23 protein-coding genes are annotated in these 26,462 nt (G+C 42.8%); 16 read left to right on the forward strand and 7 right to left on the reverse strand.

Annotated elements, in window-relative coordinates; all coding sequences use genetic code 11:
- The first annotated feature begins 15 nt into the window (after positions 1-15).
- Entirely contained in the window at positions 16-2,037 is a 2,022-nt protein-coding gene (locus ACSQ8O_RS13880; protein WP_436242148.1) for an alpha-L-arabinofuranosidase C-terminal domain-containing protein, read from the forward strand.
- Between the two features lie 4 nt (positions 2,038-2,041).
- On the forward strand, positions 2,042-4,399 hold the full coding sequence (locus ACSQ8O_RS13885) for a family 43 glycosylhydrolase (RefSeq protein ID WP_436242149.1): 2,358 nt from the start codon (positions 2,042-2,044) through the stop codon (positions 4,397-4,399).
- 161 nt (positions 4,400-4,560) lie between these two features.
- On the opposite strand, the gene ACSQ8O_RS13890 is transcribed toward ACSQ8O_RS13885, so the two are convergent.
- Positions 4,561-4,824: an HAD family hydrolase gene (locus tag ACSQ8O_RS13890; protein WP_436242150.1), complete on the reverse strand. Its 264-nt coding sequence runs from the start codon at positions 4,822-4,824 to the stop codon at positions 4,561-4,563.
- A 344-nt stretch (positions 4,825-5,168) separates the two neighbouring features.
- Here ACSQ8O_RS13890 and ACSQ8O_RS13895 point away from each other — a divergent pair, with 344 nt between their 5' ends.
- The 3 genes from ACSQ8O_RS13895 (at position 5,169) to ACSQ8O_RS13905 (ending at position 7,319) form a co-directional block, all read left to right on the forward strand.
- Positions 5,169-6,047 (forward strand): ABC transporter permease subunit, encoded by an 879-nt coding sequence (locus ACSQ8O_RS13895; protein ID WP_436242151.1) that lies wholly within the window; start codon positions 5,169-5,171, stop codon positions 6,045-6,047.
- A 49-nt stretch (positions 6,048-6,096) separates the two neighbouring features.
- Entirely contained in the window at positions 6,097-6,597 is a 501-nt protein-coding gene (locus ACSQ8O_RS13900) for a DeoR/GlpR family DNA-binding transcription regulator (RefSeq protein ID WP_436242152.1), read from the forward strand.
- Positions 6,598-6,938: 341 nt separating this feature from the next.
- Positions 6,939-7,319, forward strand: a complete 381-nt coding sequence (locus ACSQ8O_RS13905) for a winged helix-turn-helix transcriptional regulator (RefSeq protein ID WP_436242153.1) — start codon at positions 6,939-6,941, stop codon at positions 7,317-7,319.
- Positions 7,320-7,365: 46 nt separating this feature from the next.
- On the opposite strand, the gene ACSQ8O_RS13910 is transcribed toward ACSQ8O_RS13905, so the two are convergent.
- Entirely contained in the window at positions 7,366-8,436 is a 1,071-nt protein-coding gene (locus ACSQ8O_RS13910; protein WP_436242154.1) for an SDR family oxidoreductase, read from the reverse strand.
- A gap of 353 nt (positions 8,437-8,789) precedes the next feature.
- Here ACSQ8O_RS13910 and ACSQ8O_RS13915 point away from each other — a divergent pair, with 353 nt between their 5' ends.
- The 3 genes from ACSQ8O_RS13915 to ACSQ8O_RS13925 all read left to right on the forward strand — a co-directional run bounded on the left by ACSQ8O_RS13915 (position 8,790) and on the right by ACSQ8O_RS13925 (position 10,068).
- Positions 8,790-9,068, forward strand: coding sequence for a hypothetical protein (locus ACSQ8O_RS13915; protein ID WP_436242155.1), 279 nt, complete (start codon positions 8,790-8,792; stop codon positions 9,066-9,068).
- 119 nt (positions 9,069-9,187) lie between these two features.
- Entirely contained in the window at positions 9,188-9,508 is a 321-nt protein-coding gene (locus ACSQ8O_RS13920; protein ID WP_436242156.1) for a DUF2809 domain-containing protein, read from the forward strand.
- A gap of 74 nt (positions 9,509-9,582) precedes the next feature.
- Positions 9,583-10,068 carry a DinB family protein gene (locus ACSQ8O_RS13925; RefSeq protein WP_436242157.1) on the forward strand — a complete coding sequence of 162 codons (486 nt, stop codon included), beginning with the start codon at positions 9,583-9,585 and terminating at the stop codon, positions 10,066-10,068.
- A gap of 186 nt (positions 10,069-10,254) precedes the next feature.
- Here ACSQ8O_RS13925 and ACSQ8O_RS13930 read toward each other — a convergent pair whose 3' ends face one another.
- Positions 10,255-11,919 carry a P-loop domain-containing protein gene (locus tag ACSQ8O_RS13930; RefSeq protein WP_436242158.1) on the reverse strand — a complete coding sequence of 555 codons (1,665 nt, stop codon included), beginning with the start codon at positions 11,917-11,919 and terminating at the stop codon, positions 10,255-10,257.
- A gap of 506 nt (positions 11,920-12,425) precedes the next feature.
- On the opposite strand from ACSQ8O_RS13930, the gene ACSQ8O_RS13935 reads away from it, so the two are divergent.
- Positions 12,426-12,989, forward strand: coding sequence for an SF0329 family protein (locus ACSQ8O_RS13935; RefSeq protein ID WP_436242159.1), 564 nt, complete (start codon positions 12,426-12,428; stop codon positions 12,987-12,989).
- A 156-nt stretch (positions 12,990-13,145) separates the two neighbouring features.
- On the forward strand, positions 13,146-13,616 hold the full coding sequence (locus ACSQ8O_RS13940; protein WP_436242160.1) for a pentapeptide repeat-containing protein: 471 nt from the start codon (positions 13,146-13,148) through the stop codon (positions 13,614-13,616).
- A 254-nt stretch (positions 13,617-13,870) separates the two neighbouring features.
- On the opposite strand, the gene ACSQ8O_RS13945 is transcribed toward ACSQ8O_RS13940, so the two are convergent.
- The 4 genes from ACSQ8O_RS13945 to ACSQ8O_RS13960 form a co-directional block, all read right to left on the reverse strand.
- On the reverse strand, positions 13,871-14,485 hold the full coding sequence (locus ACSQ8O_RS13945; RefSeq protein ID WP_436242161.1) for a 50S ribosomal protein L25: 615 nt from the start codon (positions 14,483-14,485) through the stop codon (positions 13,871-13,873).
- Positions 14,486-14,928: 443 nt separating this feature from the next.
- Positions 14,929-15,702, reverse strand: coding sequence for a CPBP family intramembrane glutamic endopeptidase (locus ACSQ8O_RS13950; RefSeq protein ID WP_436242162.1), 774 nt, complete (start codon positions 15,700-15,702; stop codon positions 14,929-14,931).
- A 126-nt stretch (positions 15,703-15,828) separates the two neighbouring features.
- Positions 15,829-17,349, reverse strand: a complete 1,521-nt coding sequence (locus ACSQ8O_RS13955) for a response regulator transcription factor (protein ID WP_436242163.1) — start codon at positions 17,347-17,349, stop codon at positions 15,829-15,831.
- Entirely contained in the window at positions 17,346-19,118 is a 1,773-nt protein-coding gene (locus ACSQ8O_RS13960) for a sensor histidine kinase (RefSeq protein WP_436242932.1), read from the reverse strand. The genes ACSQ8O_RS13955 and ACSQ8O_RS13960 overlap by 4 nt, the downstream gene beginning before the upstream one ends.
- 138 nt (positions 19,119-19,256) lie before the next feature.
- Between ACSQ8O_RS13960 and ACSQ8O_RS13965 the strand changes: the two genes are divergently transcribed.
- The 6 genes from ACSQ8O_RS13965 to ACSQ8O_RS13990 all read left to right on the forward strand — a co-directional run bounded on the left by ACSQ8O_RS13965 (position 19,257) and on the right by ACSQ8O_RS13990 (position 26,137).
- Positions 19,257-20,162, forward strand: coding sequence for an ABC transporter permease (locus tag ACSQ8O_RS13965; protein WP_056619564.1), 906 nt, complete (start codon positions 19,257-19,259; stop codon positions 20,160-20,162).
- A 12-nt stretch (positions 20,163-20,174) separates the two neighbouring features.
- Positions 20,175-21,110: a carbohydrate ABC transporter permease gene (locus tag ACSQ8O_RS13970; protein WP_436242164.1), complete on the forward strand. Its 936-nt coding sequence runs from the start codon at positions 20,175-20,177 to the stop codon at positions 21,108-21,110.
- A 97-nt stretch (positions 21,111-21,207) separates the two neighbouring features.
- A complete protein-coding gene (locus ACSQ8O_RS13975) occupies positions 21,208-22,911 on the forward strand; it encodes an ABC transporter substrate-binding protein (RefSeq protein WP_436242165.1) in 1,704 nt (567 codons plus the stop codon).
- 35 nt (positions 22,912-22,946) lie between these two features.
- The gene (locus ACSQ8O_RS13980) at positions 22,947-24,221 is read left to right on the forward strand and encodes an alpha-L-fucosidase (protein ID WP_436242166.1); all 1,275 of its coding nucleotides are present in this window, start codon (positions 22,947-22,949) and stop codon (positions 24,219-24,221) included.
- A 20-nt stretch (positions 24,222-24,241) separates the two neighbouring features.
- Entirely contained in the window at positions 24,242-25,114 is an 873-nt protein-coding gene (locus ACSQ8O_RS13985) for a sugar phosphate isomerase/epimerase family protein (protein WP_436242167.1), read from the forward strand.
- Positions 25,115-25,132: 18 nt separating this feature from the next.
- Positions 25,133-26,137, forward strand: coding sequence for an asparaginase (locus ACSQ8O_RS13990; protein ID WP_436242168.1), 1,005 nt, complete (start codon positions 25,133-25,135; stop codon positions 26,135-26,137).
- Positions 26,138-26,462 lie beyond the last annotated feature (325 nt).

Below are 26,462 nucleotides of genomic sequence, written 5' to 3' on the forward strand. Positions count from 1 at the left end.
GGAAGCGTTATGTTCATGCAAGCAAAAGCTAAGATTCAAGTGAATACGAATCAAGTCGGTAAGGACAGAATTAATCCGTATCTATTCGGCCATTTTGTGGAAGATATTCGTGATCATATGGATGCGATGTTGGCGTATCCGCTATCGGATATGGATTTTGAAAGTAACGATGTAACGTATAGAGGGCTTTCTGGAAGCTGGCGTCCATTCACGAATGGGAAAAGTACGGTGTTCGCGCTCGAACCCGCTGCTACTTATCACTCCGGGCATAGCCAACTGATACGTATATATAGCGATGACGAGGCCTATGCAGGAGTTCGTCAAGCAATTGCTGTAAAAGAAGATCAGCATGGCTACGAATTAGCTCTCTATGCTAGAGCTTCTATTGAAATTAAGTTCCTTGCAGCAGAAATCGTGGACACAGCCAGTGGAGAAGTGCTGGGGTCTACCCGCATCGAGATCGAGAGTCATAACTGGAAACGATATGCCTCTCGTATCAAGGTCAGTCGACTTTGTGAGCAAGCGGAGTTCAGATTATATGTTCCTGCGGAGCATGAACGCTGGAGAGATCATGTCTCCACAGGAATGCTTTGGCTGGATCATATTTCACTGCTTCCGTCTGACCATGTTGGCCTTGTTCGCAAGGAAGTTGTCGATATGACGAAGGACTTGAACGCCGGCATGATGCGGCTTGCAGGAAATTATATTAGTGCTTACCACTGGCAGCAGGCGATTGGCCCTGTGAATAAGCGGCCTTGTGTGATTAACGAAGCATGGGGAGGCTGGACGAATAAGTATTTTGGCACAGACGAGTTTATCCAATTTTGCCGTAACTTGCAGGTGGAGCCGCTTATTTGTGTGAATGATGGTTCCGGCACGCCGGAAGAAGCGGCCGAATGGGTTGAGTATTGTAATGGCGGTTTGGACACGCCAATGGGGAAACTGCGGGCTGCGAATGGATACGCTGAGCCGTATGGCGTGAAGTACTGGGAGATTGGCAACGAAGTCTGGGGACCTTGGCAGGTAGGGCACTGCAGTGCAGAGCAATTCGCAGATCGTTACGTACGATTCGCTCAAGCGATGAAGTCCATCGATCCTGAGATTAAGCTGCTTGCTTGTGGCGATGATAAGCAGGATTGGAACCGAATCCTGTTAGAGCGAGCTGCGGAGCATATGGATTATGTAACGTTGCATTTGTATCACGGCTATAATCGATTTGGGATGAATGATCGCACACCGAAAGAAGAGCGTTATAAAGCAATCCTTTCCTATCCAGAATGGACACGGGAATCTGTTCGACAAGTGAGAGAATTGATCAACTCCGATTCGCGCTACACCCATCTGAAATTGGCAATCACCGAATATAACACGATGTACTATCCGAATACAATTCGTAAGGGACTTCCCAATGAACATACACTTGAAGCAGCTGCTGCAAATGCAGCAAATTTGAATGAATTTATTCGAAATAGTGATCTAATCGAGATCGGCAGCTTCTCCGATTTAGTCAATGGCTGGCTTGGGGGATGTATTCGAGTAGGGGATTTCTATGCGGATCAGTTTCGAGGTAAGTCCTCGGGCAGAACGGAGAACGCCTTAACCGTATATGGCACACCAACCTATTATGTCATGAACATGTATGCTAACAGAGATTTAGGCTATGTCGTACAGAGTCATACCGAATGTGGCAGCTTTAGTGTGAAGAGTCTTGTACCTACTGCGCCTAAGTTAGATGATTTGCCGAATTTGGATGTTGTGGCCTGCCAAAGTGTTGACGGAGATACACTAGCGATCTTCATGGTGAATCGGAGTTTAGAGAATGTCGTAACCGAAGTGCTGTTGGATGGATTCATTACGTCGGGCACTGCTCGTTTGTTAGCACTAACAGGGGAACATGCGGATGCCTTCAATAATGTGCATCACCCGGAGGCAGTAGTTTGCGAAGGATTTGACGTTCCAGTTGTGAACGCCCAAGTAAGCTGTGAGCTAAAGGCATCGTCTGTTTACGTACTGGAAATCACTCGCTATAAAGGATAATTGGATGCGACAAGTTAAAAAGACATGGATTTGGATGGTAGTTGCTTGTGTACTTCTTTCGGCAATTGTGACGATTACGCCCCGGCTCTGGGGAAAGAAAGGGACCGATAGGATGGCGATATCTTTAAGCCAGACGTACCAGAATCCGTTCGGGCTGGAGCAAGAATGGGAAGATTACGGCATTGGGGATCCGTATGTTCTCCGGTTTGACGGCAAATATTATTTGTATTGCAGCACGAAGGATCGGAGAGTTGGCGTGAAAGCGTGGAGCTCTGACGATCTTGTGAACTGGCGCTATGAAGGCTTGGTAACCGAGGAGGCGATCAGTGAAGGTGCGTATGCACCCGAGGTCGTTTATTGGAACGGCGCATTCTATATGTATACGTCACCGGCGGGCAAGGGTCATTACGTTCTGCAAAGTGATAAGCCGACAGGACCTTTCGTGAAGAAGACGGACAATCTCGGTTTCACAATCGATGGTTCTGTATTTATCGACGATGATGAGCAATGGTATTTCACACATGCCAAATTGAACGGTATCATGGCAAGCTTGATGACGGATCCCTATACAATTGAACCGGGTAAGCAGTTGAACGCCACGCTCGGACATTGGACAGAAGGTTCCATGATCATCAAGCGTAACGGGCGCTATTTCATCACTTACACGGGAAATCACGTATTTAGCAAAGGATACCGTGTTAATTACGGGGTCAATCATGAATCTCCGATAGGTACCTATAAAATCCCTGAGAACAATCCGATTCTGATTTCAACAGCCAATGACTTCAACGGTCTTGGCCACAGTGCGACAGTCATGGGTCCTGATCTAGATTCCTATTATATGGTCTATCATAACCTAGTCGGACGGTCTGCAGAAGGACCGCCTGTTCGCAAACTGAACCTGGACAGGCTCGTGTTCAACGGTGACAAGATGTCTGTTCTCGGTCCAACACACGGTTCACCGCAGGAAGCGCCAAGAATGCCTGTGTTTCACGACGTTCCGGGCGGTGCTTCATCTGCTGACAAATGGGAGCAGGCGAGTCAAGCAGATAGTACGGAGATTTTGCTCACAAGAGCAGCTACAGGTAACTTGTACACTACTGAATACAATTTTAGATGGAATGATGCGAAAAGTAGCGGGCTGAATTCTTCGCTGGATGCCATATTCGCATATGGGGATGCGGACAATTACCGTTTAACGCGTGTGAATGGAGCGACAATGGAGCTTTCTCTGATCGACCGTGTGAAAGGCGTCGAAACAGTTGTTGCGTCGAAGCCGCTTCCGAGAGGGACGGATCTAGCGAAGATCCATACGATCCGGATCGAGTCAAGTAGCTCGGGTACAATCATTTATTGGGACGGACTGCTGAAGATCGAGCAAACCGCAATGGCTGGGAAAGTTGGCCGAATTGGTTATGCGTGGCCGCAAGGGGCGAAGCATGAGCTTCATTACACAGCCTTCTCGAATGAAGCGAACGGCAGTAGTGATAGGCATGTGATCAAACCGCTACCCGGTACATTGGAAGCTGTTCATGCTGATGTTGAAGGCAGTCCAGTTATCCAATCTGGATTAACACCGGATGGCAGTGATGCAGTCGTCCTTTCGAAGAAGGAAGAGGGCCTCAACTTTCCGATCAACGTTCGTGAGGATGGCACCTATCTGCTTTCAGTTAATATAGCCAAGACTTCGGCAGGTTCAACGTTGGCGATTGAAACCAACGGAAACACCAAGTCTATCAAGCTGGACGCGTCTTTATTCGCAGACGATGCAGCGTGGGCAAAGGTACCGCTTGGCGAGTTCGAGCTGAAAGCAGGAACACAATGGCTGTCGCTTCATGGGGCGAAGGGCGAAGTCACGCTTCGATACGTGGAAGCGAGTAAAACTGCTGCTGTGCCAGAGCAGACGGTCATTAAACCGACTGCCGTCGGCCTTGTTAATCGATTCGGCGGGGACCCCGGTTGGACGGATTATTCCTTAAGCTTCGATGTGACACTCAAAGCAACAACGTCGGACGAAGTGGGCGTCCTGCTGCGGACTACGAACGAGTCTGATTTCAAGGATCAGGTGAAGGATGCTTTCATGGGCTACACGCTTGCTTTTCTGAATGACAAAGTTGTGCTAAGGCGTGTAAGCTACGAGAATTCGGTGGAAGCGACATCCGGCGCTCTTGCTTTTAAACCTGGACAAACCCGCCACATTTCTGTGAACCTGAAAGGAACATTCATGGAAGTTTTCTCTGAAGATAGCCATAAACCTATCTTGACGTGGAAGGATCCGAATGCGTTTCTACTAGGTCGTGTCGGCCTGCGTGGCGTATCGACAGCTTGGACGATTTCACCACTGACGATAACTAACAAGTAGTAGTGGTGTATTTTGGAAGATTGAGCTCCATCGGAATCATCGGATTGTGGGATTGAATGAAGTTGTTTAACATGTATAAGACCGGAACTCCAAACAAGGGGTTCCGGTTTGTTTTTTTCTTTGAGTTTTTCCATGTCAAATCGTTAATATTGGATTGGCATCTATTGTCGTTGAATCGAAAGTAAAAGCTGTGGGATTTTGCTTAGGCTGTGAACCTCAAAGGTTGGTGGAATGGGAAGTGCTGGGGGAGCATGATGGCGGTTAATCCAAATGTTAGTGATACCGGCGGACTGCGCCCCTTGTATATCTGTTATAAGCGTATCTCCAATCATTACCGTTTCACTCGGAGAGAGACTAAGCAGATCCAGCGCATGGCGATAAATGGCAGGATTCGGTTTGCCGACACCGTAGGTGCCAGAAATCACAATATGTCAAAATAATCCGCAAGTCCAGGTATACTATTTTCTCTTGTTGGATGTCAGGTGCGCCATTAGTCATTAGCAATAGTTTATATTCTTTGCGTAATTCCTCAAGTACGTTGAAGGCGTCGTCGTAAATATAAGGACGATTTCTTCTTTCCTCCATGAATTGATGAGCCAGTTGGACAGCTAATGATGGATTATCAATGCCTAGTACGTTCAGTCCTTGACTCCATACGTCACGTCTTTATTGGGGAGCTAACTCTTGCATTCTGCCAAAATTCGGATGTTCGCCTTGGTGAAAATTTCCCCATAATGCTTCTAGATCGGTCACGTCGGTTGATCGATTCGTGGATCGAAAGCAACGTTCAATGACCTCCTCCAAATCAACACCTTATCAAATTCCGGAGGGGAAATGGCGTGATCGGTTGTACCGTGTGTTTTGTTGGATGATGACGATTGCAATCTTGATCCCTCTATGCACGATTATATTTGCTTCACTGATTAAAGTGTGGCCTTACAATGTCAGCTTCAGTCTGAAGCATTATGATTTTTCAAATGTTGCAGGTTCAGGTCTTGACCCTTTCTGGAACAGCTTGAAGGTATCGTTTCTGACAGCAATCGTGGGCACCATCGTTACGTTTGTTTTTGCTTATTTGATTGAGAAAACAAGATATTTGAAAGGTTTGCGTCAAGTGGGCTATTTCTTATCCGTTCTTCCTCTGGCCCTCCCTGGCATGGTGATTGGTTTAGCTTATATCTTCTTTTTCAATGACCCGGCCAATCCGTTAAATTGGATATATGGGACAATTGCGATTATTGTGCTAGCAAATATCACCCATTTCTATGGTGTCCCGTTCATCACGGCAACGACGGCACTCAAGAAGTTGGATAAAGAATTCGAACTCGTTTCCGAATCGATGCGGGTTCCCTTTTACAAAACGTTCATGAAGGTAACTGTACCGATGTGCTTACCAGCTATTGTGGAAATTGCTATGTACTTCTTCGTAAACTCGATGGTGACCGTTTCAGCCGTTGTGTTCCTACGTTCTGCTGATATGAATTTGGCCGCAGTAGCGTTAGTGAGCATGGAAGATGCGGGAGATGTTGCGGCAGCAGCTGCGATGTCAATATTAATCGTTTTGACGAATATCCTAATCCGTTTCGCCTATGAACTTATCCTTAGGAAAGTGAAGAAGAGAACGGCTGCTTGGCAAAATCACAAGTAAAACCATATAATTACACTACAACGCAATGAAAAAATGGGGGTTACACGTTATGTCATTGATTGGTGAAGAGCGAAAGGATTATATCCTTAACCAGCTTAATCTGGAAGGCAAAGTAAAGACAAATGAGTTAGTTGAGAGTCTTGGTGTGTCTTCGGAGTCGATTCGTAGATATTTGGAGGAGCTGGAGGAAGAGAACAAGCTAAAGCGGGTGTATGGCGGTGCGGTGAAAATCAATCTCTCACGTGAAGAACCTTCTCAATTAAAGCGCGAAGTGCTGTACGCAGAAGAGAAACGGAAAATCGGTAGAGCAGCAGCCACGTTAGTGGAGGATAATGAAGTTATTTTCATCGATGATCAATTAGCCAAAAAAATGATGGAACAGTCCAAGCACAATATCGTCGTCACTGATCACTCCAAATTCGGGCTTGTCCAATTTTATAAAATAGCAGATTTGAAAGATGTTGATATTATCGTCAGCGATGTCCCAGCACCGAAGGAATGGGAAGAGTATTTATTGAAAAAAGACGTGGCATGGGTCGCGGTTACGTAATGAATTCCTTGGCATGCATTCAAATGCCTCTGGATTAAGTTTTATCGAGGGGTATTTGTTTGATTAATTGTAATTAATTGGTATTAATTTGTTTTGAGGAGAGAGACGCGATGGGTTTTCTTTACTAGGTGATACAAGTTGAGAGAATATAGTATTAGACTAGGGAAATAAAGATGTAGACTGCGAAAATAAAGAATTAGACTGGCAATCGGTTACTCAACTGGTAGCATAGCTTAATATTTTGGTTGTAGTTATAATGTTTAATAGGGACATTTAATGGCTCCAATTCATCAGGAGTTACTAATGACCTGTGTCGAAATATTCGAAAAGGGGCAAGTTGTATGAACGAAACTGAAAAAATTTACAACACTGCAGTAGAGGCAACATTAGAGGTAATTGGTGGGAAATGGAAACCTGTTATTCTCTTTCATTTGACATTCGGCAAGAAGCGTAATAATGAATTTAAGAGCTTGATTCCCGCAATTACTCAAAAGATGTTAACACAGCACCTTCGGGAGCTTGAAGAAGAGGGCGTCATCTTACGTATTTCCTATAATCAGGTACCACCTAGAGTTGAGTACGAGTTGACAGACTACGGCTGGAGTCTAAAGGAAATCCTACATCTGATGTGTCGTTGGGGAGACTCGCATATAGAGAGAAAGTACGAGGGAAAGGCTACTGTTCTGGCTAATCCAATACTTACTGACGTTAATAACAGTTAAGAAACCGACCCAATACAAGGTCGGCTTTCTTATTTTATACGGTAGTTTACGGGATGACTTTACGCTTGCGGAAGTCGTTGAAGATGTTCATAAACATTGCTTCGGTATCGACGAATTCGTAAAAGCCTAAACGACGAGCCTTAGTTCCGTCGGCAAAAAAATCGTAATCCCATGAAAACACGAAATCACCGAATAACCAAGAGGATACGTCTTTATAGGAATTTCGATCAAGCCCATGCTTCTCAACCATTTTGTTCCAAAGCTGCTCCTTGTCCGCCATGACAACGTCCAGAGACATCTGCAACGGAGGCGCTGTTTCCATACCAAAGTATTGAGCTATCTTCGGCCATAACTCATTCCAACGGAACAGATCGCCGTTCGTAATGTTGAATGCCTGATTCGCACAGCGCTCTTCGGTCGCCGCCCATACTGTTGCCTTCGCGAGAAGCCCAGCATCCGTCATCTCCAAGAGGCTGTTGTAAGCTCCCGACTTACCTGGAAACCGCAAAGGTATTCCAAGTTCTTTCGAAATTGATGCGTAAATCGCTATGACCATTGCGAGGTTCATCGGATTTCCAAGCGAGAAGCCGCAGACTACAGAAGGACGGAGTGCAGACCAAGTCCAAGCCTTACCTTTTTGCCGTTGTTCTAAGAAATCTTGCTGATCAATATTGAACTCAGGAGGCATGTGGTTAGCGTCTGTCTCACGAGCAGGAGTTTTGAACGGGCCGAGATGTGCGCCGTATACCTTGTATCCCTGCATCAGACTGACATGTTTCAAGCCCGACGCGATTGGTTCGATCACTTCTACGATATTCACTAACATGGCGAGGTTCGGTGGAACAAGTTCAGCCCAAGTTGGACGGTCTTGGTAAGCAGCATAAAAAATGTGTGTTACCCCAGTTAAATCGCTTAACTTCTCATGAAGATCGTCTATATTAAGTAGATCCGCAGCCACATATCGAACATCGTTGTTAGATTCTCCACCGCGACGCGATACGCCGATCACATCCCAATCAGGAAGAGTGATGAGGTGATCAATGAGATTGCGACCGATAACACCATTCGCACCCACGACCAAGGCAACTTTGCGTGTTGTTGTAGATTCATTATTCATAGTGTTTCAGCTCCTCTGTACTATTCTTTGTATAACATTATTTTGCATCAAATAACCATACATAGGAAGTACGCACTTTAAAGTGACATAAGTACTTTAAAGTAATCGAGGTATATTCAGACGAAAAGAAGTCAGTCAACTCACTCTTTGCTTTATTAATCATCATGGTAGATGGGTATACTCAGCCAGCTAAAGACAGGGGATCACACCAGTGTGATTTATCATCTAGCTGATGTCCAGTCATGATCATCAAATAAGTGGATAGTAAAGCAAGAAGCCGTATATCACGAGAGATACGGCTTTTTATCAGAAAAATGTTATAATATGGATAGTGAAATTTGAGGAGGTTTAAAATGAAAAATACTTCCTATAGTCCGTTTGATGACGAGTCGCTTCACCTTATTGTGAATAAAACCGAAACGAATCCCCTTGAAGATAGGGCTCCCTTTAATGATGTAATCAAACATGTCGATATTGTCTCGGGTTTCCAAGTTCCCAAAAGCCTCAACCATTTTCCAAAGTGGTATCAAAATCCTCAGAGAATATTTGCTACTATCTCTGTCTTTGTATTTGCCTCGTTTATGGTATATCAAGTTATTCGAATTATTACTGCTATTGCATCGGGGGAGTAGCACCTCCTCTGCGTATATAACAGCAAGAGGGGGTATTCCAATTTAGGGAATTTGTGAGAACAAGAGTGAAGTACCTTCTAGCAGTATTGGTATGCATAATGCTTGGGTTCGGTTCGAGGATGAATACTTCCGCGCTGCCCGATTTTGTGGTAAAACATTTCGGTGATGTTCTCTGGGCGGCTATGATTTATTTCGGCGTTCGTGTACTATTCATCCGAATGTTAACTATGAAAGTCCTCGTGATTAGTCTTGGGTTCTGCTTTGTAATTGAATTCAGCCAATTGTACCAAGCACAATGGATAATCAACTTACGTAATACTCTATTTGGCGGGCTAATACTCGGAAAAGGATTCCTATATGCAGATTTGGTCCGATATATTGTAGGGGCTATAGCGGCTTGTGCATTGGACCGTCTGCTAAAAGAGACAGAACAGGCCTAAGGGCACGCTGAGTAAACTCTAATGCTTGAAGAAGTATCGTATGCCGTTTATCCTTCATAAGGAGTGTGAAAAGTATGTTTCATGTAAAAGATATTTTATCTAATCAGTTGTTAGCAAATGCTAATGACCCTAGTTGGTACCTACCTTTTTCCGATGCAGTTGATAATTTGTCAGAGGAAGTAGCGTTTTGGAAACCTAGTGAAGATAGTAATAGTATCGCTGAAATTGTGCAGCATTTACTGTATTGGAATGAAACTTGGCAAACCAGGTACCAAAAATCTCATGTCAATGCTGTGCCTTCCATAGGAAATAATAATAGAAGTTTTATTATTCCCGAAGATCAAAAATTCACTGACATAAAAGAACGACTATTAGAGGTGCTTTTAAAATGGCAAGATCTACTTACTGAAGAAAAAGTCGAAAGTGATGTATTAGGTTTCCCAGAGGCTGCCAAATGGTGGGAAATAATCGGGAACGTCTCAACTCATAATGCTTATCACATTGGTCAAATCTGTTATATTCGTAAGCTACAAAAGAGTTGGAAAGCAGCTGCGAACTAAGATAATTATCTAGAAGAATAAATAGTAGAGGAGCCTGCATCGCGGCAGCTCCTCTATTTGTTCATTCAAGTAATGGGAGATTAGAGTAGTGAAAATTGAAAAGTGGCTTTCCAATTTCGGAATATAGAAATAAGGACCGCTTACACGCGACAATTGCTCTTTGGCATTCGTATATTTATGTCATATTTAGAGGTGTTCATAGGGCTCAAGCTGAATAAAATTCAAATGTTTCATTCGGTTTATGACAGATAATACTTCATTAATTCTTGGTAATTCAAGCCATCTTTCGAAACCAGGGAAAAAGGTAGAAAAAACGATATCCACTCCCTCTCTCTCCATATCTTCGAGAGCTTTTTTGATCTTTTCATGAAGAATAATGAGGCGGTCCTGATTACTTATAGCCATTTTTCGAATTAAAAAGGCAATAGCTGCAAGCTGGGCTTGTGATGTGATATTATAAAGCCCTCTGATATCAATTTGTTCATCGCCTATCATCATGTATCCCATGGTTGAAACCATCAGCTTTTCTGTACCACTGCCCTGGGGATAGCTCGAAAATTGATCGGAGGTTATTTTTCTTTCTATCTCCCATTTTGTAAAGGGGATACGTTCGCGTGGTTTGTCGTGTTCACATAATTTTTTTGCTTCTTGAGTTACATTTATTGGCACAAAATTGTCCATCAAGATGATTTGATCGGCAACGGATAAAAACTCACCGCTACCTCCAATAACAAGAACGGAAGATACGTGGGCAGCCTCATAAAGCTCCCTGACACGCTCCGTAAAAGGTGTAATGGGTTCATGCTTGATTAAGGAACGCATTTTGATATCTTGAATCATAAAATTCGTTGCACTTCTGTCTTCATCAATAAGAAGAAGCTTACACCCAACGTTGATTGCCTCCATAATATTTGCAGCTTGAGATGTGGAACCTGAGGCGTAGTGAGTCGAAAACTGTTCAGCGGAACCATTGGGAATCCATTTGATGAAAGGCGTAATATTGATATTTGTTATGGAACGACCTTCCTCTGCAGAAATTTCCATTGCACTTTGATCAGTAATCACAAATTCTCGCCCGTCGTCAATGCTGTGATTGTAAATTCCCGAATTTAGTGCGTCCAGCAATGTGCTTTTACCCGAATAACCACCGCCGGTGATGACCGTCACACCATGTTTTATTCCCATTCCTCGCAAACCATAAATGTCAATTTCAACATCTTCCGGGGATGTAAATGGCAACGCACCCTCCAGTGGTCCGCTGTTGTCATTATTTCTTGGCAATATGCTGCCATTCGCAATAAACGCACAATATCTACTAGATTTCAGCCATTCGCGAATCCTATTTTGTTTTTTTACCAATTCATAGGCAGCATTTAATTGGATGAGATCCCACTTGGCAATTAAATCCTCTACTTCTTTGGGAAGCATTTTGCATAGCATGCGCATAGCTTTATCATTATTCTTGAATGGCAGTTGAACCGTAATCATTAAGCATAGATACCATTTTTCGGAGATGACTTCGACAAAGGATGCATTCCGTTGCAACACCACGTTGGTTGGACGAAAACAATAAAAAGCACCATTTTCTTTATCAGAACGAGACCGGTTATAAATCAATTTATTTAATGCCTCAATATGATCAACCCATTCTCGTAATGCAAAATCGGAGAGAACAACTTGATCGATATTTTCATCTAAGCCGAGACGATCAAAAGGTATTTTTATGGTGATACATGGCTTATCCAGTGTGAGTTTATGTGTCCGTTCAATGTAATAGGCAACATCATTATTCCAATAGGTTGGGTCAGATATCGTCCCTCCATCTTCATAGTATGAACCTTCATAAATCATACTGTAAGATGACTGTCCGGATTGTAATGAGCGAAAATATTGAGCGAGTCTTTTAATAAAGCATCATCCTTTCATATTTGGAAAGCGGTGAATATCGGGAAACGAAGCCTAAAAAAATAACAGCCACTTCGTAAGTGGCTGTCATAGACGGCAAGAAAGCGTAAACGTTTCTTCTGTCTAAATATAAAAGCCCTGTGAGTGAAATCTACCCTCAGGGATTAATGTATTCGTAAAAGAATAACTAAAAAGCAACATGAGGATAAGACGTATATTTTTTTGTTATCATTGTCCTCACCTCGTTACGTTTTATTTTTGCAGCAACAGTATCGTAACATTAAGATTATCCACAATATAGGGAAAGATTAATTATAATTAACTCAAACCCTGAAATAGAGGAGGGAGGATTGGGTTAATGTTGTTTTGATCGATGTGGTGGTTAATGTATTATAGAAAATAGAACGAGAGCTTCAACGGTTTTTTTATAATACAAAATACAGGAGGATAAAATGGCCTGGAGCAAATTGAAACAACAACTGGAGAGTTTTCTCAGTCCTGCGCTAAATGGAAGGGTCGAATACCTTTCAACCAGCTACCGCTATTTACCAGATAAAGCAGGACTTTGCTATATTGCGGTTGATAAAAAGAAAGTACTCAATATGAGTGATACCTTAATCAGATGGTATCAGACGGAGTTGGAAATTAAGAATGATTCATTTATCCAGATTCCGATCAATAATGATGAAATTGAAGCGGTCAGAAAAGATACTAACGGGAGTGTTCCGGAGGATCGTTTAAAAGTAATAGCAAGAAGTAGAAAAATATCGGAATATGCAAAGGAGCTTTTGTCAGCACAATCAGCATTAAGTAAATCAAATTTTATCGTTATAGCTAACAAGTTTTTATCCATTTCAATAGAGGAAAGCATAGAGAGTAATGATATCTTATTGAATATTCTAGCTTTGGTTGACAGACGAGTTGGAAAAAAACGAATTCTAAACATGACCGAGAAGATGAGGTTAAAGCATCCAATTGTACAGTATTTTTTTGAACTACGACTTAGTACATTATGAAAATAAATAACTCATTCACCTCCAAATGGGAGGTTTTTTATGCGAACATTCGTTGATTTGGGAAATGTTTAATCCCGCTCAAATTAATTCCTAGGGGGGATTTAAAAGTGAGCTGTCGAAGAATTGGTTTAATACTAATATTGGAGGTTTGTGAAGATGGAATTAAAGGTCGAACGTTTAGATTTTGAAATGGCTGATCTCTCTGGGTCGAGGTTTCAAAAGGTTAAAGCTGAGGAATTATATTTTGACAATGTTAATTTGACAAACACACAAATTAAAAATGCAAATATGATAGGCATGGTATTAAATGATGTGAATATGTCTGATTTTAGAATTTCAAATGCTAATCTCACTGGCACAGAAATCAAAAATGCCAATTTTAGTCATGCTGTTCTTGACCATGTTCATTTAATTGGCACTGAATTTCGTAATGTTGTTCTCCCTATGGAGGGGGATGGTAATTACAATCCAAATGGCGATTACAAACCAACTAGCTTTGTAAATTGTGACTTATCTAATGGGCAACTAACAAACTGTAATTTAGCAAATCTGGATATTCGCGATTGTGATATATCTGGATTGAAGATTAACGGGGTGTTAGTAGAAGAATTAATAAAAAATAAATAATGCATCATCAGCAATTTTCCGCTAACGATAAACGTTTGTTCAATAAACACCAATGGGAGGCAGCCGGCATGATCGGCTGCCTCCATTACGTTAACCATTAAAAGAGATTGTTAGGCTATTCATACATGGGAGCTTGGGGAATTGGGAAATTCGAAAAGAGATTAAAAGGTGCCGTAATTCCGCTGTTCAAGTACACAAAGAGCCCGGCATTTAAGCCAGGCTCTTTGTGTACCATAGATTGTTCGATTAAACTTCTACCTTGCGCTTTCCGCTTCCGCGGCATCTGAATCTGCTTGAGGTTCTAAGGCTGCAGGCTCAAGTGTTTCATCTAGCTTCTGAGCTGCCAGGATGGTTACAAGAATTGCTTCTGGATCTGTTAAGATTTCTACATCCTTGCTCGCTTCCAAGTCGGAAACATGCAATTTGTCGCCTATGCTCAGCTTGCTGATATCCACATCCAATGAACTTGGCAGCTTATTTGGCATACAGCGAATCAGGACCTCATGCATCTCAATCTGCAGCATGCCGCCTTCTTTGGTGCCGATGGGCTCTCCGCTGAAATGAACGGCCACAGCAGTATCAAGCTTCTCTTTCATATTGATTTGCAGAAAATCGATATGTATCAATTGTCCGCTTAAACAGTCCTTTTGAACTTGATGAATCATCACCGGATGCTTTTTCTTGGAAGGCAGGACGACTTCCATAATCGCGTGCGCATTGCTTTTAAGTGCGGCGCGGATTACTTTTTCCTCAACAGCTACATGCTCGCTTTTCATTCTGCTGCTGTATACGACTGCCGGAATTTGCCCTTGCTTTCTCATCTGTTTTAGTCTACAGGTACGGTCTAATAGTTGAATAGAATTACTCATTACGAACACCTCCTGAATGATTGCAATAGCAGCTAAAAGCCCTAGTATTACATACCCGATTCAGAGAAAGCTCAAACATTACTTCAATTTTCTTTACAATAAAACAAGCAGGGTAATCCAGCAAGAGGTTCTCCTGAGGACGAAGTAAAAGAACAGATAAAGGTTGTTAGTATATACCCTTAAATTACCAGTATCAGTAGAGCGGGGAAACACTTTATTCTTTTTAATATTTATAGGGTATGTCTTAACAATCAAGATATCAGATGAAAAAAGAAGTTTTGGGAAACAAATAATTAGTGCCTGTTTAGGTCTATATTATTCGTTATACTAACGGGTGAACGAGAGTTAACGTCTAATATGTGAATTAAATCTACTAAAATACGCAAAAAAGCATTCCAGTTTGACTAGGTCAGCAGGGAATGCTTTTTTACAACTCAATAAGATCAGGCAGATATTTGAATGTTCGTTTTGCGTCTGCGTGTTACTTTGACAACTAAATAAGTACCATAAAGCAAGTAGCAGATATTCAGTACAGCAACAACAAAAACTTCGTTATCAGTTGTTGTTGAGTTTGTCAGTTGGGCGAGTGCATCGAACATAAAATGAAAAATGATTAAGGGGAGAATGCGAGCTGTCATTTCAATCAGCAATGCTAAAATGAGTCCGATAAGAAACGCGTTTATTATCTGAAGTAAAATTGACAACCAGTCCCTGCCATTTAGGGCATTGGCCATGTGTAGGATACCAAAAAAGATGGAAGAAAACAGGATGTAAAACAGGGAACCTTTTTCCCTCAACTTGACCCAAATTATCCCTCGGAAGATTGACTCTTCGGTATACCCGACTAAAAGTGAAAAAAGGACAATTAAGACAACCTTACCTAAGGACAGTTCACTATTTAATCCACCAATCACAGGTTGAATTAAGACAATGATACCGAGCGGAATATAGTACAGCGCTGCTTTAGTGTCCCTTCCTGTCAGCCGCTTGAAGCCATAGATGGACATCGTGCTGCCCTTCCTTAGCATATACATTGTAATCGCGATAGCCATGACGAAGAATGCACACCCTTGGGCGATCAACATGCCTGTATCACCCAAGCCTTGAACGGTGGCTACAGCTGATGCTACTGAAATCAATAAGGTTAGCACAATGCCGAGGAAGAGCGAGAATAGAACTGGCCGACCCTTGGAAGGTTGGTCAGATTTAAGGCGCATGCCATACACCTCTCTTTCATCAAAATGTAAACAAATCTCATTATATCGATAATTGGATAAAAAAGGAATATTTAATTTATGGTAAGGTTGTATTAAACTTAGTGATCTGTCTCGTTATGTGGAACTTCAAAAAGAGGAATTTTCAAGCCTGAATTGTCCAGGTGTAATGTTCTCGAATTTTTTGAATACTTTGAAAAATTGCCGTGGGTTTTCATAACCAGCTTGCTCCGCAATCGTGGTGATCGGCCATTCCGGATTCTCATGCATAATTTGTTTTGCTTTGTTAATTCGAAAGGTATGCAAGTAATGAAGGAAGGTCAGTCCCATCTCTTTCCGGAACAACATACTGATGTAATTAGGGTGCATTTGCACATGATCGGCAACCGCATCGAGCGATAAATCCAACTTGTAATTTTGTTCCACGAAAGCGACGATTTTATCAATTGTATGAATGTTCGGTTGGTGGTGGTTGGAGGTGCGAATATATTGAATAAGCTGCGCAATGATCTCCGAGATATGGATATCTGCATGTAACGTGTTGTTCGATAAAAAAAGCTTGGATGCTGCATGTTCACCCCAGATGGCTTCAGGCGTTAAGCCAACACTTTGCAAGTAAACACTAACACAGATAAGAAACTGCTCGCGAAGCTTGTTATTACTTACAGTATTGCCCGGAAAATGAGGAAGTATGGATTGTACATCCTTCTCGATCTGCTCTATTGAAAGCTGTTCGTCAATTGAACGTTCAATGTATTGTACAAGTTTATCAAAGTTTTGATGTATGTATGCCGACTCCGGTTTATAGAGGGTTATGGTGCTGGAGGAGAAGTATCGATTGAATAACATCGCAGCCATAGCCTCAATATACAGATCACGTATACGCTCATTATCATTCTTCCGTATGCTAACCCCAATGCAAAATCCGCTGCCTTGCTTTCTCTCGGTACCGAACAACTCTCCACATGCAAGCTGTAGATCTTCATTGGTGGGGAGGTGCACACTATTCGTAATAATGATAATTTGCTGCAAGAAGCGAGATTGGAATGTGTACAATTTCTGGAAAATACGTGCTAGATGGGTACCCTTACTAGATAGGCTTTCGGTTGTCAAAAGCGGTAAATGATCAGTTGCTTGTATCACAATTATCGTCGTATAAGGATGGGGAATCAGAGATTGCAACTGTTCAGGTTTAAACGGCAAGTCATCAAATTGCGTATTGAAAAGGATATGTTCTTTGAGCAGAAGTAGGTCATGCTCGATGATTTGCTTTTGTTCATTCTGAATGGTTCTCCCGATTCGCTCTAGTACGTTCATGAGTTCTTCCTTATTAATCGGTTTCAACAAATAGTCGATGACTTGATAGCGAAGCGCTTGTCTGGCATAAGCAAAATCTCCATAGCCAGTTAAGATAACGAACTTATTGCAAAGGTTCAAAGATTGTATTTCCTTTATCAGTGTGAGTCCATCCATTTCAGGCATATGAATATCGGTAAGAATCAAATCAGGTTGAAAAGTCGCTAGTTTATGCATGGCATCAACGCCGTCATTAGCGCCGATGATCTCGATAAATGGTGTATGCGCTTTCTCAATCATACGGATAATACCATTTAAGATGATAGGTTCATCATCGACTACCATCAGCTTCATGATGTTACCCCCTTAGCTAACTTAAGTAAACATATCGTCCCTTCATGAATCTTACTCTCTAGTTGAATACCGGAACGATCGCCAAAAAACATTTTCACACGTTCATTTACATTCATAATTCCGAGACCTCCGCCACTTTTCTGCAAACGATGGACATCTATGGTGCCGTTTAACACACCTTGGAGGAGTATAAGACGTTCTTCCTCAATCCCAATACCCGTATCAACAACGCTAATGAACATGAAAGCAGAATCTTCCCAAATCCGGATCGAAAGTGATCCTTGTTTTCTTACATTTGCAATCCCGTGAACAATACTATTTTCAATGATCGGCTGGAGTATATAGTGGGGACATTGAAAATTATCGATAGCTGCATCGATCTCAAACGTTACTTTCAGGCGGTCAGCCAATCTAATTTGCTGAATTTTAATATAGTCTCTGACATTGTCCACTTCTTCTCGGAGCGAAGTCTCATTCTTCGTTCCAGATAAACTGTAGCGAAACAGCTTGCCTAGCGTATAGGACATCTCAGCTGCTTCAGGGTCATCGTTGGCTTCTGCGATCATGCGAATCGATTCGAGTGTATTGTATAGAAAATGAGGCTTGATTTGTGCCTGCATCATGAGATAGGCCGATTCCTTTCGCAGCATTTCCGAACGATGGACGGTATTAACCAACTCATCCATGCGCCTGATCATCGCATTATAAGAGGAAGTTAGATGTCCGACTTCGTCTTTATTAATTTCCCCGCGATAGATAGGGAAATGGTTTTCGTCAACTTGCCGCATATGCTTGGAAAGCTTCAGAATGCGCTTCGTTATCGAACTGGCGATCAGATAGTAGATACCGGAAAGAAGCAGTAATAGGAGAGCGACAATCAATACGAGAATATACTTATTTTTTTTGATCCCAATAAAGACGGTGTCTACTTGCTCCATCATTACAAACTGCAATTTCAAGCTGTCAGAATAAAAGGATTCAATCAGTATTTTATTTCCATTAATCGTGTGATACGCATATTTGGCATTAGTTTGGAAAGCTTGGTCCAATAAGGCCATCTCTGAATCTTTGGATAAGGGAATTTTTTCAATATGAGAAATAACCTGATTATCCTGATCGAGGACATAAAAATTACTTTTGCTGTTTAAATTAAGCGATTCCAATAAAGGTTTTATGAAATTAGAAGTCACCTTGATATCGAGAAGTCCGATGTCTTGCTCAAAATTCCGATTTCCAATTTTATGAAAATAATGAAGATTGATGTCTTGATTGGAGCCACTCGTAAACGTTATCCATTTACCTATACCTAGCGGAAGCTTCTTAATGCTCTCATCCAACTTGAACTCGTCCATTCTTGCCATTTCGGGTCGGAAAATCATACCGTTTTGCTGCTCCATGTAGATCGTCATCCCATCAATCATTTGATTAGATGATAAAATATAAGAAAACAAAGGTCTGATGTAAGTCAAAAAATTGGAAACTTGTTCAAAATCGCTCCGGTAGTTCCCGCTTAAATAGGCAATCGTGTTCGAATTATTTTGGAATAACTGATACGCAGATTCGATCTGTACCGTACTTACATTAACGTTATTAAGGACTTGATTCACAATTTTTTGTCTGCCTTGCGCGTATTCTTCGAGAAAGCTATTGTAGTTCTGGTTATAAAGGAACAGACCGAATGAAATAATCGGAATAAAGATGATGAAGATGTAGCCTATTGCCATTTTTTTCACAATCGACAAATTCTGATAGTTGAAAGCAGGCTTCATTTTCACGAATCACACCACCTTATAAACGGACACTACCTGCTTAAAAATGATCACTATAATTATGAGACATATTTCGTTATTATTGGATTTGTAAGCGCTTAATACAAGCGAATAGTCACTGCATCGAGGGGGAGTACCATGAGTATAGCACTTAAAATGGTAAAGAAAAACTGGCAACTCTATCTGATTATTCTGCCGTCACTTGTTTATTTGATCATTTTTAAATACATACCGATGGTTGGCGTTCAAATCGCGTTTAAAAACTTTATGGTCACGAAAGGAATATGGGGAAGTGATTGGATCGGTTTCAAGCATTTTGTGGACTTTTTCCATCTACCCATTTTTTGGAGGGTAATCAAAAATACGGCTCTCCTCAGCCTTTACTCACTACTTGTTGGCTTTCCGGCACCGATCATACTTGCACTTGCATTGAATGAACTAAAAAACGGGATTTTTAAAAGGACTGTACAGTTAGTCACATTCGCTCCTTATTTTATTTCTACGGTTATCATGGTTTCGATCATTATGCTGTTCCTTTCTCCTCAGTTAGGCTTCGTTCATCTATTAGCGGATAAATTCGGATTTCCAGCGGAAAATATCATGTCAAAGCCGGCTTATTTCAAAACCGTTTATGTCCTTTCCGATGTCTGGCAGTTTACAGGATATGCCTCGGTCATTTACATTGCCGCTCTGGCAGGGGTAGACCCGCATTTGTATGAGGCGGCAAAAGTAGACGGTGCATCACGGTTTCAACGGATGATAAATATCGACTTACCCAGCCTCATGCCAACGGCGGTTATCTTACTTATTCTGAATGCTGGTCAAATCATGAACGTTGGATTCGAAAAGGTGTACCTGATGCAAAATGCAATTAATGTTGGAGCGTCCGAGGTCATATCTACGTATGTTTACAAAATGGGCTTGGTCGGAGCGAACTTCAGTTTCTCTGCGGCTGTCGGACTTTTTAATTCGGTTGTCAATTTATTACTGCTCATTGTGGTCAACTATGTGGCAAGGAAAAATTCAGAGACAAGCTTGTGGTAGGAGGTAAATGAGATGGTGAATTCCGAGCAAACCGTGCTGCTCGAAGCGAGAAAGGCACCTACACGTATTCTTGAAAATAGTGTCGACAGAATGTATTTGTTCTTTGTCTATCTATTTCTGATTATTTGCTTAATCATTGTGGCATACCCGCTCATTTATATCGTTAGTTCCTCGTTCAGCTCCTCGTCAGCTGTGATTTCAGGCAAGGTGTGGTTGTTCCCAGTTGAGCCAACCCTTCGAGGGTACAAAGCCGTATTTCAGAATCCGCAAATCCTGACGGGCTACGGAAATTCTTTGTTCTATCTATTCTTCGGGACACTGCTTAGCGTGATGTTGACGATAACGGCGGCTTACCCACTTTCGCGCAAAAATTTTTATGGACGCAACGTCATCACCGCACTGTTTATTTTTACAATGCTGTTCAACGGAGGATTAATTCCCTACTATCTAACTGTTAAAGGAATGGGGTTGCTCGACACGAGATGGGCAATGATTATTCCAGGCGCCATTTCGGTATGGCAGGTCATTCTTGCAAGGACGTTTTTTCAAACCTCAATTCCTTCGGAATTAACGGAGGCAGCACATTTAGATGGATGCAGCGATTTTAAGTTTCTACTCCGTATTGTCATTCCATTGTCTAAACCGATCATTGCCGTTCTCGTGCTTATGTATGCCATTGGTTATTGGAACTCTTATTTTGAAGCATTAATTTTCTTGAAATCGGCTAAATTGTATCCGTTGCAGCTTATTTTACGAAATATTCTGATCTTGAACTCCATTGATCCCACGATGATTAAGGATGTCAAAGAACTTGCGGATCGGCAAGGGTTAAAAGAACTTCTTAAATATTCACTGATCGTCGTGGCGAGCGCGCCTGTTCTCATGTTATATCCGTTTGTACAAAAGCATTTTGTGAAAGGGCTTTTGATTGGTTCACTGAAAGGTTGAAACCAGGTACACATTGAGGGGAGGGATGCCGGGAAGCTTGTTAAGGCTGTGTCCGCATGGAAATTGAATAGCTATGAATAACAAGGAGGGTTTACGCATGGTAAATAAAGGAACCAGAAAAACTTGGTTATCGGCGGTCCTGATTTTATTTATAACATTGCCTGTAGTGGGCTGCACGTCCAATGATGATCCACAAGGTAGTGCTAGTCCAACAGGGGCTGCAAGCTCCGATGGCGGAAAAGGCGTTAATGCAACTGGCTTTCCGATTGCCAAAAATAAAATTACAATGACTGCCTTCGCGCCGCAATCTGCGAATATTGCCGATTTGAATACGAATTGGTTCACCAAATATTTGGAAGGTAAGACGAATATTCATTTGAACTGGCAGCTAGTGCCTGGAGAAACAGCGGCATTGAATGAGAAAAAGCAGTTGCTGCTAGCAAGTGGCGACTATCCCGACATTTTCATGCAAGGTAATTTAACGAAAGAGGAGCAGCTGTTGTACGGTCAACAAGGCGTTCTTCTCCCGTTAAACAAGTTGATTGATCAATACGCGCCGAATATTAAGAAAGCGTTCACAGATATTCCGTACTTACAGAAGGCGATTACAGCACCTGACGGCAACATTTATGCGATACCATCCGTGAATGAGTGCTACCATTGTCAGTTTTCTGCCAAAATGTGGGTGAATACGAAATGGTTGCAAAAACTGGGTCTTAACGCACCGAAGACGACCGATGATTTCTATAACATGTTAAAAGCGTTTAAGGAAAAGGATCCGAATGGGAATGGCAAAGCAGACGAAATTGCGTTCACGGGCTCACCAACGGGTTGGCATACGGATATTGAGTCTTTCGTCATGAATGCGTTCGTATATTTCAATGCGGACAACAATTATTTCATGATGAATAGCGGCAAGTTGGCAACTTCGGTCGACCAACCAGGCTTCAAAAAAGGTCTGCAATTCTTAAACAAACTGTATGCGGAAGGTTTGATTGATAAGGAAGCCTTTACGCAGAAATCGGATGCACTTTCCCAAAAAGGGAATAGTCCTGGTGTTGCGATAGCTGGTGCGATTCCTGCAGGCTGGTTCGGCGAATTCACAGATGCCTCACCAACGGCAACGCGCCACAAAGACTATGATCCAATTGCGCCACTTATGGGTCCAGATGGCGCGTCGTTCGCGGCTCACTACATTGGCATTGGAAACTCGGTGTTTGCCGTGACGAATAAAAATAAAAATCCGGAAGCCGCAATTCGTCTAGCCGATTATCTCTATTCGGATGAGGGCACGACATTGTCCAACTTCGGGGAAGAAGGCCGGAACTGGGTGAAAGCTGATGCGAATGATAAGAACACACGCGGAACCGCTGCTAAGTTCAAGGTGAAAGAAACGACTTATGGCGTAGGTCAGGTGCAGAACGACCATTGGAATCAAATGGGACCAGGACTTCGTTCCTCGGAATATCGAGAAACTGCCTATGCAGCAAGCCAAGACATCTATACGATGGATGGTTTGGAAACCCGTCTTTACAAGGCTACCAAAGAATTGTATGAGGGACACCAACCGAAGGAAGAGTTCCCGACGGATATTTTCTTAACGAACGATCAGGCTAATCAAGTGAAGCAATTGAAGCCGATTATTACGGATTACGTCAAGCAGTCTATGCTGCAGTTCATCATGGGAGCCAAAAGCATTGACAAAGATTGGGATGCTTATGTGAAGGGTCTTAAAGATTCCGGCATGGATCAATTCATCAAAATCTATCAGGATGCTTACGATAAAGTGTATAAAAAGTGATAGCAGGAAACGATTCGCAAAAATGGAGGGAAAACATGAACAAGCGTTGGGAGCGAACAGACTGGTTCCGGGAAGCACGATTCGGCATGTTTATTCACTGGGGATTGTATGCAATCCCCGCTAGGGGGGAGTGGGTCCGAAGTGTCGAGAAGCTGAGTAATGAGGCGTATGAACCGTACTTCCGAGAGTTTCGACCGGACCGCTATGACCCGCGGGCTTGGGCCAGGGCAGCGAAAGCGGCGGGGCAGCAATATGCTGTCCTAACGACGAAGCATCATGATGGCTTCTGTTTATTTGACAGCGAGTTTACGGACTACAAAGCGACGAACACACCTGCGCAGCGAGATTTGATCAAGGAATATGTAGAAGCCTTTCGCGATGAAGGATTGAAGGTCGGCTTTTATTATTCACTGATTGATTGGCATCACGATGATTATCCAGCCTATGGGGATCGCATTCACCCGATGAGAGACAATGAAGCTTATCAAAACCGGTCCATCCAATTCGAGCGTTATGTGGCTTATTTGCATGCACAAGTGAAAGAGTTACTTACAAATTACGGTAAAATAGATATCATGTGGTTCGATTTCTCCTACGATGATATGACAGGTGAAAAGTGGAGGGCAACAGAGCTTGTTAACCTGATTCGCTCGCTGCAACCTGACATTATTATTGACAATCGGCTCGGTGGAGATATTAAAAAGTCAGAACCGGAAGTATACGCCGGCGACTTTTATTCTCCTGAGCAAATCGTTCCTCCCGGCGGGATTGTTGACGAAAACGGATTAAATGTACCCTGGGAGGCCTGTATTACACTCAACGACAATTGGGGCTATCATGCGAAGGATTTTGCCTACAAATCACCGAAACAGGTCGTTCGGGCTTTAGTCGAATGCGTCAGTAAGAACGGCAATATGCTTCTAAATGTCGGACCAGATGCAAGAGGAGAAATTCCAGAGGAGTCCACTCGAATTTTGACCTCGGTTGGTGATTGGATGCGGCGTAATGGGGAAAGCATTTATGGCTGCGGAGCTTCCTCGCTACCGAAGCCTGAATGGGGACGCTATACACAGAACGGGAATATGCTATATGCCCACGTATTTGATCGAGGCATCGGACCGATTTATTTCCAGGGGCTTAAGGGGAAAATCAAGAAGGCGAGGCTCCTCGCAGACGGTTCAGAACTAAAGGTTTCTATACCATGGATGGCAGAACATTATTCGGATACTGAAAGCGGGGCATTCATTCATTTGACCGGCGCCGAACTACCAGACGATATGGATACGGTGATCGCGCTGGAAATCGAATAAGAGGCAGAGGTGAATAAGCGTTGAAAATCGGTCTTAGCACATATAGCTTACTGGGTGCATTAAAAACAGGGGAAATGACAGTCCTAGATGTCATACAGTGGATTTCAGACCATGGCGGTGAACATATGGAAATCGTCCCCTACGGTTTTACACTGATAGACCAGCCCGAGCTAGCAGCCGCAGTCCGATCTAAAGCTAAGGAAGTTGGCATTGAACTATCCAATTATTCGATGCCGGCTAACTTTGTCCAGGAGTCGGAAGAGGCTTTCGAAGCAGAGATAGTAAGAGTCAAGCAGCATGTTGATTTGGTGAATATGCTAGGTATGACACATATGCGGCATGATGTAACAGCTTTTACCTTACCTCCTGACAAGATGACGATTCAATGGTTCGAAGCGAATTTACACGCGATGGTAAGAGGAAGTCGTCTCATTGCCGATTATGCGGCGCACTACGGGATCACCACGACCATTGAAAACCACGGCTTCAGCGTACAGGCAAGTGATCGTGTACAACGCGTTCTAACGGAGGTTAATCGCCCTAACTTTAAGACGACACTGGATATCGGCAATTTCATGTGTGTAGATGAGCAGCCGCTTATCGGTGTGCGTAAAAATTTGCCCTATGCTTCACTGATCCATATAAAGGATTTTTACTTCAGACCGTACGATGAGCATCCCGGCGAAGGTGCTTGGTTTACAACCGCGAATGGCAACTATCTAAGAGGCGCGATCGTCGGTCAAGGAGATATCGACATGCGTCGAATCATGAAGCTCATTAAGGATTCAGGATACAACGGTTATCTTACCATTGAATTTGAAGGTATGGAGGAATGCAGGGCAGCTTCGAAGATCGCGATGGACAATGCAAGGCGGTTGTGGCTTGAGGCGTAGGGAGGTACGAAGCTACGGATGACGAAGGCAGCATTGCTTGTGGAAGAATGGCGTGGACAATTAGTGGAATGCGAATTTTGGGGGCATGTGGTTGGGATCGACCTGCAGGGTATTATCCGATATCAGGTAGGCGATCCCCATCATGTCACGTATTTACGATCGGCGGCAAAGCCTTTCCAGGCGATTCCCTTTTTTCGCAGACAGCTTCATACGAAATATGATCTAACCTTGGAGGAACAGGCTATTCTAACAGCCTCGCATCGAGGTCAGTCGTTTCATGTGAATACTTTAGAAAGGTTGCTCGTTAAGCTTGGTTTGCATGAAGGGCTATTGGTTTGTGGGGCATCCTTTCCTCTGCATACGGCAAGCCATTATCGAATGCTTCATGATGGTCATCTGGAAAGGAAGCTCTATCATAACTGTTCAGGGAAGCACTTAGGCATGCTTGCCGTATGTCAGGCAGAAGAATACGCACTTCATGGATATGAAAAGGATGACCATCCGCTGCAGCAGGAGATTCGAGCGATCATAGGCGAAATGGCAGGCCTTCAGGGCGATCGCATACAGCTTGGTATAGACGGCTGCGGACTTCCTGTCTATGCGATACCCTTGTACCATGCGGCGCAAGCGTTTCTGAAGCTCGCACATCCCGAGCTGATTGAGGATACAGCCACTTCCGCTGCTGTGTGCGACTTGACCGCAGCAATGAATGGCTGTCCGGATTGGGTATCTGGAACAGGGCTCATCTGTCCAGCGTTGTTGAATGACGCTAATATTGTTGCGAAAGGCGGAGCAAAAGGCATCTACTGTTTTGCTCTGAAACGAGAGAGATTGGCTTTTGCTTTAAAGGTTGCAGATGGAAGTGAAGAAAAGTGGGCGTATGTCGTGGCCGCCATTCTTACTCAAATTGGCTATCAGGATGAGACTACAATTGCGCGTCTCCGTAAGTTGTGTCCAGATGAAATTCGCAATAGCTTAGGGGCTGTAGTTGGTCAGTATCGAATCGGATTTCAACTGAAATAAAACAAATGGAAGTACGACTCCCTAGCTTGGGGGCGAAGACGATCTTTATCGAGCAATGTAGATTATGGAGAACAACCTCATGTCCCCTATTTAGTTCTTCGCAACATTTCCTGGTTGGATAAACGTTAGATCCTCAGCCCATTGCTGCGGGTCTATTTTTTTACTGCTCAACTAAAGGGCAGGATAGTCCCAATATATGGTATATTTTATTTAATAACATTTTTTCTACAATAGACCTGTGCGAAGAAAATTTAGATTTCCACTTGCCCCTTACGTAACGTAATGATTTATAGTGAACGTAAGAGCAAGGCGAACCACGAGCCAA

Origin of the sequence: Paenibacillus sp. LjRoot56 (assembly GCF_964253335.1) — a bacterium.
Classification (GTDB): domain Bacteria; phylum Bacillota; class Bacilli; order Paenibacillales; family NBRC-103111; genus Paenibacillus_E; species Paenibacillus_E allorhizoplanae.

Coding starts and splice junctions, on each gene's coding strand:
- ACSQ8O_RS13970 (WP_436242164.1), top strand. CDS start 20,175: ATGGTGAATTCCGAGCAAACCGTGCTGCTCGAAGCGAGAAAGGCACCT.
- ACSQ8O_RS13915 (WP_436242155.1), top strand. CDS start 8,790: ATGAAAAATACTTCCTATAGTCCGTTTGATGACGAGTCGCTTCACCTT.
- ACSQ8O_RS13945 (WP_436242161.1), bottom strand. CDS start 14,485: ATGAGTAATTCTATTCAACTATTAGACCGTACCTGTAGACTAAAACAG.
- ACSQ8O_RS13980 (WP_436242166.1), top strand. CDS start 22,947: ATGAACAAGCGTTGGGAGCGAACAGACTGGTTCCGGGAAGCACGATTC.
- ACSQ8O_RS13925 (WP_436242157.1), top strand. CDS start 9,583: ATGTTTCATGTAAAAGATATTTTATCTAATCAGTTGTTAGCAAATGCT.
- ACSQ8O_RS13930 (WP_436242158.1), bottom strand. CDS start 11,919: ATGATTTATGAAGGTTCATACTATGAAGATGGAGGGACGATATCTGAC.
- ACSQ8O_RS13965 (WP_056619564.1), top strand. CDS start 19,257: ATGAGTATAGCACTTAAAATGGTAAAGAAAAACTGGCAACTCTATCTG.
- ACSQ8O_RS13935 (WP_436242159.1), top strand. CDS start 12,426: ATGGCCTGGAGCAAATTGAAACAACAACTGGAGAGTTTTCTCAGTCCT.
- ACSQ8O_RS13920 (WP_436242156.1), top strand. CDS start 9,188: ATGAATACTTCCGCGCTGCCCGATTTTGTGGTAAAACATTTCGGTGAT.
- ACSQ8O_RS13990 (WP_436242168.1), top strand. CDS start 25,133: ATGACGAAGGCAGCATTGCTTGTGGAAGAATGGCGTGGACAATTAGTG.
- ACSQ8O_RS13940 (WP_436242160.1), top strand. CDS start 13,146: ATGGAATTAAAGGTCGAACGTTTAGATTTTGAAATGGCTGATCTCTCT.
- ACSQ8O_RS13905 (WP_436242153.1), top strand. CDS start 6,939: ATGAACGAAACTGAAAAAATTTACAACACTGCAGTAGAGGCAACATTA.
- ACSQ8O_RS13975 (WP_436242165.1), top strand. CDS start 21,208: ATGGTAAATAAAGGAACCAGAAAAACTTGGTTATCGGCGGTCCTGATT.
- ACSQ8O_RS13880 (WP_436242148.1), top strand. CDS start 16: ATGCAAGCAAAAGCTAAGATTCAAGTGAATACGAATCAAGTCGGTAAG.
- ACSQ8O_RS13885 (WP_436242149.1), top strand. CDS start 2,042: ATGCGACAAGTTAAAAAGACATGGATTTGGATGGTAGTTGCTTGTGTA.
- ACSQ8O_RS13950 (WP_436242162.1), bottom strand. CDS start 15,702: ATGCGCCTTAAATCTGACCAACCTTCCAAGGGTCGGCCAGTTCTATTC.
- ACSQ8O_RS13910 (WP_436242154.1), bottom strand. CDS start 8,436: ATGAATAATGAATCTACAACAACACGCAAAGTTGCCTTGGTCGTGGGT.
- ACSQ8O_RS13960 (WP_436242932.1), bottom strand. CDS start 19,118: ATGAAGCCTGCTTTCAACTATCAGAATTTGTCGATTGTGAAAAAAATG.
- ACSQ8O_RS13955 (WP_436242163.1), bottom strand. CDS start 17,349: ATGAAGCTGATGGTAGTCGATGATGAACCTATCATCTTAAATGGTATT.
- ACSQ8O_RS13900 (WP_436242152.1), top strand. CDS start 6,097: ATGTCATTGATTGGTGAAGAGCGAAAGGATTATATCCTTAACCAGCTT.